General features: G+C 60.5%; 6 protein-coding genes. All 6 read left to right on the top strand.

Going from position 1 to position 7,084, the window contains the following annotated elements; all coding sequences use genetic code 11:
- Positions 1-9 precede the first annotated feature (9 nt).
- The 6 genes from QRM96_RS20220 (at position 10) to groL (ending at position 6,058) form a co-directional block, all read left to right on the top strand.
- Complete coding sequence (locus tag QRM96_RS20220; protein ID WP_285320749.1) at positions 10-1,122, top strand: aromatic/alkene monooxygenase hydroxylase subunit beta; 1,113 nt, start codon at positions 10-12, stop codon at positions 1,120-1,122.
- Positions 1,123-1,124: 2 nt separating this feature from the next.
- Complete coding sequence (gene mimD / locus QRM96_RS20225) at positions 1,125-1,463, top strand: propane 2-monooxygenase effector subunit MimD (protein ID WP_285320755.1); 339 nt, start codon at positions 1,125-1,127, stop codon at positions 1,461-1,463.
- A gap of 92 nt (positions 1,464-1,555) precedes the next feature.
- Positions 1,556-2,602, top strand: a complete 1,047-nt coding sequence (locus tag QRM96_RS20230; RefSeq protein WP_285320750.1) for an amidohydrolase family protein — start codon at positions 1,556-1,558, stop codon at positions 2,600-2,602.
- On the top strand, positions 2,599-3,348 hold the full coding sequence (locus QRM96_RS20235; RefSeq protein WP_285320751.1) for an iron-sulfur cluster assembly protein: 750 nt from the start codon (positions 2,599-2,601) through the stop codon (positions 3,346-3,348). Before QRM96_RS20230 ends, QRM96_RS20235 begins: the two co-directional genes overlap by 4 nt.
- Positions 3,345-4,370, top strand: a complete 1,026-nt coding sequence (locus QRM96_RS20240; protein WP_285320752.1) for an NAD(P)-dependent alcohol dehydrogenase — start codon at positions 3,345-3,347, stop codon at positions 4,368-4,370. Before QRM96_RS20235 ends, QRM96_RS20240 begins: the two co-directional genes overlap by 4 nt.
- Before the next feature lie 38 nt (positions 4,371-4,408).
- A complete protein-coding gene (groL, locus tag QRM96_RS20245) occupies positions 4,409-6,058 on the top strand; it encodes a chaperonin GroEL (protein WP_285320753.1) in 1,650 nt (549 codons plus the stop codon).
- The last annotated feature ends 1,026 nt before the right edge of the window (positions 6,059-7,084 follow it).

Genomic DNA, 7,084 nt, shown 5'->3' on the forward strand with positions numbered 1-7,084 from the left:
TGAAAGTACATGGCTGAACGTCCACCGGTTGCGACGAAGACTCGCAGCTTTCCCCGAGTAGAGTTTACAGACTCTGAAGCCGGAGCCCTGGAGTTCCCGAGTTCCAGGAGCCGGACCTACAACTATTTCAAACCCGCCAAGCTCCGGGCCACGGTGTACGAGGACGTCACGGTCGACGTCCAGCCCGACCCGGACCGTCACCTCACCCAAGGATGGATCTACGGTTTCGGCAACGGTCCGGGTGGATACCCGAAAGAATGGACGACCGCAAAGTCGTCGAACTGGCATGCCTTCCTTGACCCGAACGAGGAGTGGGAGCAGACGATTTACCGGAATAACTCCGCGGTCGTCCGGCAGGTTTCGCTGTGTTTGGAAAACGCTAAGCGGGCGAACGCCTACGATCACTGGAACGGGCCCTGGAGCCGGTTCATCTCCCGGAATTTGGGAGCCTGGATGCACGCGGAGAACGGCATCGCGCTGCACGTTTTCACCTCGATCCAGCGGTCGTGCCCGACCAACATGATCAACAACGCCGTTGCCATCAACGCTGCGCATAAGATGCGTTTCGCCCAGGATTTGGCCCTGTTCAACCTTGACCTCTCGGAGTCACATCTGGAGTTCGACGGAGCAGCCCACAAGGAGGTTTGGCAGAGCGCCCCTGAGTGGCAGCCCGTGCGCAAGGTCGTTGAGGAGTTGACCGCCACAGGTGACTGGGCGGAGTTGCTCTTCGCGACGAACGTGGTCTTTGAGCAGCTGGTGGGACAGCTTTTCCGAAGCGAACTCGTTATGCAGATCGCTGCGAAGAACGGTGACTACATCACCCCAACGATCGTCGGCACGGGTGAGAACGACTATAACCGCGATCTCTCCTACACCCGTGCGCTGTTCCAAATGCTTGTCCGCGATGAGGAGTTCAGCGGAGAGAACAAAACACTCTTCAATTCCTGGCTGACCATTTGGGTGCCCAGGTGCCTCGAGGCCGCCCTCGCACTGCAGCCGATCTGGTCCCAACCCGCGGACAAAGTCCGCACCTTTGCCGAATCTTTCGCCTCCGCAAAGGAGAAATTCAGCCAGCTACTCGAGGAAATAGGCCTCGATGTTCCGAAGGAGTTGAACCCGTGACTATGCAATTTGGTTCCGACGCATCGTTTTCGAACATGTGCGGCGTGACACTGATGAACACCCCCATCGGTCGCGTCGTCGCAGACGTCATGGGTGCCAAGGAGGGCGTCGACCTCGTGGAATATCCGTCCATGATTCGAGTGGATGCTGTCCGGCTGCTTGATTTCGACTACGCCGAACTCAGCGATGCGCTTGGCGAGGAGTTCGACGGCTCGATCTTCGAAGAGATTAGCTCGACCCACTACGGGCGCATGGTCCACCTGGACGACCGGACGATGCTCTTCGCAAGCCCGGAGGATGCCGCGCAGTACATCGGCTTCGACCTGACCGCCTCGCCCTGACCTTGCGGCCGCCGGGGGATGCCTCCTGATGGACATCCCCCGGCATTCGCATCCCACGCTATTGAATCAACGAGAAGGTAAGTGAAGACGCCATGTATGAAAAAGCTGGAGAGAAGTACTTCATTGTCGATGGACATGTGCACATCTGGGACGGCCGCGAGTCGAACCTGAAAAACATTCACGGCAAGCAGTTCATCGACTGCTTCTATGACTACCACAAGAACCTCAGCCCCGAGAGCGAGGTGTGGGACTACGACACCTACACCTACTACGGCGGCGACAGGTTCATGAAAGACCTGTTCCAAGACGGCTACGTCGATCACGCCATTGCCCAGACCACCGTTCTCCGGGAGTTCTACAATGACGGCTTCGCACGGCTGGACGAAACCTGGGACCTAACCCAGAGAAATCCCAACCTGCTGACAATGAACCTGGCGTACGACCCGCGCGACGAGCAGGCAGGGCTTGACCGGTTCAAGAAAGCCGCCCAGAGGTACCGGCCAAAAGGCGTCAAGCTCTACACAGCCGAGTGGCACGGCGACTCGCGCGGCTACAAGCTGGACGACAAGTGGTCCCGGACCTACCTGGAGACCTGCCTTGAGCTCGGCATCAAGAACATCCACGTGCACAAAGGCCCGACCATCAGGCCGCTCGACCGGGACGCGTTCGATGTTGCAGACATCGACGCGGTCGCAACGGACTACGTGGATCTCAACTTCATCGTCGAGCACTGCGGTCTGCCCCGTCTGGAGGACTTCTGCTGGATCGCAACGCAGGAAAGCAATGTTTACGGCGGTCTCGCAGTAGCCATCCCGTTCATGCACACTCGTCCCCGCTACTTTGCTCAGGTCATCGGGGAGCTCCTGTACTGGATCGGTGAGGACAAAATTCTCTTCGGCAGCGACTACGCGCTCTGGACACCAAAATGGCTGATCGAGACGTTCGTGGACTTCCAGATCCCGGAAGATATGAGCGATTACTCGCCAATCACGACGAATCAGAAGAAGAAGATCCTCGGGCTCAACACCGCAGCCCTTTACGACATCGACGTTCCTGGCGAGCTGCGTCTGCCCACCGACGCAGGCCAGGCCGAGGCGGAACCGGCCATCGGTGCCAAGGAAGGTGCGGGCCTGTCATGACAGCAGAAGTCATCTCTCTAGAGGCCGAAGTGATGACGGCACTTGACTCCGTACTTGACCCCGAGCTTGACCAACCCATCACCGCCCTTGGGTTTGTCCGCTCGGTGGCGATCAACGCTGAAGGGGTGGAAGTGCATCTGCGTCTGCCCACGTCATTCTGCTCACCAAACTTCGCGTACTTGATGGTCTCAGATGCATACGATGCCCTGTCGATGGTGTCCGGCATAGGGCGTGTCACGGTGGAACTGGACGACCATCACGACTCCGAGAAGATCAACGCAGGAATAGCCGCAGGCGCGGGCTACCGCGATACCTTCGGGGGGGAGGCCGAGGACAGCCTGGAAGGGTTGCGGTCGACGTTCCAGCGCAAGGCGCACCTCGCATCGACAGAACGTGTCTGCATGGACATGCTACGGCGGGGAACATGGACCGTCGAGGAGCTGCCGATGCTCGAACTGTTCGACCTGCCCGAAAACAGCCACAAGCATGCGCTCCAGCGACGACGAGAAGCAATAGGGCTGCCGAATCTCCCTCACTCCCGAGTGCTGGTCAACGAACGTGGAGAGTCACTTTCCATTGAAGAAGTGCCTATGCGGCTGCGCTTCGCGAGGACTACCCGCATCGCGATCGAGGGAAACGCTCATTTCTGCCGCGGCTTGCTCGCAACCCGCTATGCCGACACCGGTGAAGCAGGACCCGACGGCACCTTCGCCACAGTCATCACCAACACCAGGAGAGCATCATGAAAGCCGTTCGGCTGAATGCATACGATGAGACACCCGAGCTCGTGGAGGTGCCGGACCCCAAAGTGGAGGGCCCGTTGGACATTGTCGTCAAGATTGGCGGCGCGGGCGTGTGCCGGACCGACCTGCACATCATCGAAGGACAGTGGGAGGAGAAGTCCGGAGTCGCATTGCCCTACACTATTGGCCACGAGAATGCCGGCTGGGTCGAAGCCGTCGGCTCCGCGGTGACCAACGTCAAGCCGGGCGACCCGGTGATTCTGCATCCGTTGGTGACCTGCGGACTGTGCAGGGCCTGTCGCTTCGGTGATGACGTGCATTGCGAAAACTCCCGCTTTCCCGGTATCGATTCCGATGGTGGCTACGCCGAATATCTGCGGACAAGTGCGCGTTCTGCCGTGAAGCTGGACCCCTCCCTGGAACCGGCCGACGTGGCGGCGCTTGCTGATGCGGGGCTCACCGCGTACCACGCTGCTTCAAAAGCCGCACAACATCTGCGGCCCGGTGACAAGGTGGTCGTGATCGGCGCAGGAGGGCTGGGACACATCGGGATCCAAGTGCTCGCCGCCCTGACACCAGCGGAGATGATCGTCGTCGATGCCAATGACGAAGCGCTCGAGCTCGCTGCCGAGTTGGGAGCAACCCACACGGTGAGGGCGGGTGAGGGCGCTGTGGAGCGCGTGCAAGAGCTCACGGGGGGCCACGGCGCCGAGGCCGTGATCGACTTCGTCGGTGAAGGCGGTGCCGTCGAAGCCGGGGTGAAAATGCTTCGCCGGGCCGGCAACTACTACGTTGTCGGTTACGGAGGTTCACTCAATATTCCGACGATCGATGTCATTTCGACCGAAATCAACTTCATCGGCAACCTCGTCGGAAGCTACAACGACCTGGTGGAACTTATGGTGCTCGCGGCTCAGGGAAAGGTCAGGCTCCACACGTTCAAGTACGCGCTCGGCGACCACACTAGGGCTCTCGAGGACCTCCACCACGGCAACGTGCGTGGCCGGGCCATTCTCATTCCCTAACCCAAAACCACTGTAAACACTAAGGAAAGTAGGACGCCATGGCCAAGGAACTTCGATTCAGTAAGGACGCCCGCAGGCAGCTCGAGCATGGAGTGAACGCGCTGGCTGACGCCGTCAAAGTTACTCTCGGACCTAGGGGCCGCAACGCGGTCCTCGAAAAGCTCACTGGACCTCCGACAATCACCAACGATGGTGTCACCATTGCCAGGGAAATCCAGCTACGGGAGCCCTTCGCCAACATGGGGGCGCAGTTGGTCAAAGAAGTTGCGATGAAGACCAACGGGGTGGTCGGCGATGGGACAACAACCGCCACAGTGCTGGCTCAAGCGATGGTTCGTGAGGGCCTGCGAAGCGTCGACGCTGGTGCCAACCCGATGCACGTGCGCCGGGGCATTGAGACGACCGTCGACGCGGTAGTTGAGACACTGCGCACATGGGCATCCCCAGTAACGGAGCGTGAGGAGCTGGAAAGGGTCGCAACCCTCGCCGCAAACGATGACGAGCGAATTGGACGTGTGATCGCGGATGCGTTGGGCGCTGTGGGCCCGGACGGCGTCGTGGAGGTCGAGGAGTCCGACGAGCCCGGAATGAGCGTGGACGTCGTGGACGGAATCGAGATCGACCACGGGTTCATCTCTCCCTATATGGTTACCGACCGAGAGAGAATGGAGGCCAGCCTCGATGACCCGCTCGTGCTGCTGACCAACCGCAAGATCTCCCAGGTACAGGACCTCATGCCGACCGTGGAAACCGCCCGCCGCGCCAACCGCCCGCTTCTCATCCTGGCCGAGAACGTTGATGGACCGGCCCTGCAGATGCTCGTGAGCGGAAATGTCCACGGCACCTTCAGGTCGGTGGTGGTTCGTGCTCCGGGCTTCGGTCACCGCCGGGTCGCCGAGCTGGAGGACCTTGCCGCGGCCCTCCGCGGCAAGGTGGTGAGCGAGGAATCAGGGGTCCTCCTATCCGAGGTCACTCAGGAGGACCTCGGCAAATGCGGGCATGTCACCGTTACCGAAAGCACGACAACGATCACGGGGGGCGCCGGAGACTCAGGACTGGTCGGGGCACGGATCCGTCAACTGGAGAAACAGCTCGAGCGCGCGCGGATCGAGCACGACCAGGACAGCCTTCGTCTGAGAATTGCCCGGCTGTCCGGGACCATCGCCATCGTCAAAGTCGGTGGAAGGACGAGCGTCGAACTCAAAGAACGCATGCTCCGCGTGGAGGACTCACTGGCCGCCGCCAAAGCGGCCATCGAGGAAGGCGTCGTCGCAGGCGGAGGCACCGCACTTGCCCAGGCCGGCGCGGTCTTAGATAAGATCGAGCTGACCGGAGACGCTGCGGTGGGACGCGACATCGTACGGCGGGCCCTAGCAGAGCCGCTGCGGTGGATCGCAATCAATGCTGGCTTCGACGGCGACGAAGTTATACAGGACGTCATCGCCGGGCCAGCCGGTCACGGATTCGACGCTTTATCGGGCCGGTTCGGTCAAATGACAGAGCTTGGGGTCATGGATGCAGTAAAGGTGACCCGGACAGCCCTGCAGAGCGCGGCGTCAATCGCAGCACTTTTGATTACAACCGAGACCGCCATCGTCGAGGAAATCATCGGCAACCCCGGAGCCATCATCGATCCGGAGTTCGGCGATCTCGCAGAAGGTTTGGTGCGCCCCTCAAACATCTACTAGTCTCCCCACCGGTAGAGCAAGGTGATCGATGCATCCCGTCCGACCCACTGTGCAACGGCGCAGCGTGGGCCGGACGGGATGGACGTCACCACCTGGCCCAGATCACCGCGGACGAAGAGGTCCAAACAGTTCCTCTTTGACCTGCCTGTGGTGCAATGACATGTCCCATGCACCCTAGCTGCCTGCCCTAAACGCGGATCGTGTTGCTTAGTTCCGGCACGCTCCGCCGCCGGGGCCAAAGGCTCATTGGCCGCACCAGCACATAGGTGCACTGCGCATCCCCAAGTCCCCTGCACCTGCCCAAAGACCGGCGTCTGCTATGGGCGGGTGCAGGCCAAAATTCCGGAACTGCCGGATTCCAAGACGCAACTCTAATCAGGACCGAACAGCCACACGGAAGTTTTTTTGAACCTGGGCGACGAACTCCAGCCTCCCAACTGAGCTCACCGCACCCACCCACGGCCGCGGCCCGCTTCACCAAACGGCGTCCGGGACATCCTGGGCGCATTTACCGAGGAGAGATCATGCTCACACGCCGCCGCGTTCGTGCCGCAACCCATTCCCAGATGACATGGCCTGGGGAAGTACCGGAAACAGCTCTCCGAACCGAGGAGGCACCCGCACCCCAACCGACCACCAATATTGACGAACTCACCGCGTCCCCTTGGATTGGCCTTCACTACCGCCATGAATTCCTTCTGCACCACCGGCACGAGCTATTGGTACAGCAACTCGACGTCTGACCCCGCTCCCTGCATAATTCACAGCTGCACCCTTACGGCAAGCTGTGGTCTGGCGGTGTCTTCGCCAGAGGCCTTACCCGTGAAGGCCTGGTCAAGAACCTGCACCCGATCCGGTGTCCGCCACCGTAACCTCCAACCCGAGTGCCTGTGAGGTTGAGTTCTAGGCCATCCTACAAATAAGTCAAGACCTGACTGTGGTGTTGTCAGGTTGGGGTGTGGCGCACCCTGGGGACTGTCTGAATAACGGTGGATCCATGGTTGGCCTGACACGCCGGGTGTTGCC

Source organism: Pseudarthrobacter sp. lyk4-40-TYG-27, from assembly GCF_030209295.1.
Classification (GTDB): domain Bacteria; phylum Actinomycetota; class Actinomycetes; order Actinomycetales; family Micrococcaceae; genus Arthrobacter.

Bases quoted from the DNA above. Each gene is read 5' to 3' on its own strand.
- groL (WP_285320753.1), top strand. From the start codon at position 4,409: ATGGCCAAGGAACTTCGATTCAGTAAGGACGCCCGCAGGCAGCTCGAG.
- QRM96_RS20235 (WP_285320751.1), top strand. From the start codon at position 2,599: ATGACAGCAGAAGTCATCTCTCTAGAGGCCGAAGTGATGACGGCACTT.
- mimD (WP_285320755.1), top strand. From the start codon at position 1,125: ATGCAATTTGGTTCCGACGCATCGTTTTCGAACATGTGCGGCGTGACA.
- QRM96_RS20220 (WP_285320749.1), top strand. From the start codon at position 10: ATGGCTGAACGTCCACCGGTTGCGACGAAGACTCGCAGCTTTCCCCGA.
- QRM96_RS20230 (WP_285320750.1), top strand. From the start codon at position 1,556: ATGTATGAAAAAGCTGGAGAGAAGTACTTCATTGTCGATGGACATGTG.
- QRM96_RS20240 (WP_285320752.1), top strand. From the start codon at position 3,345: ATGAAAGCCGTTCGGCTGAATGCATACGATGAGACACCCGAGCTCGTG.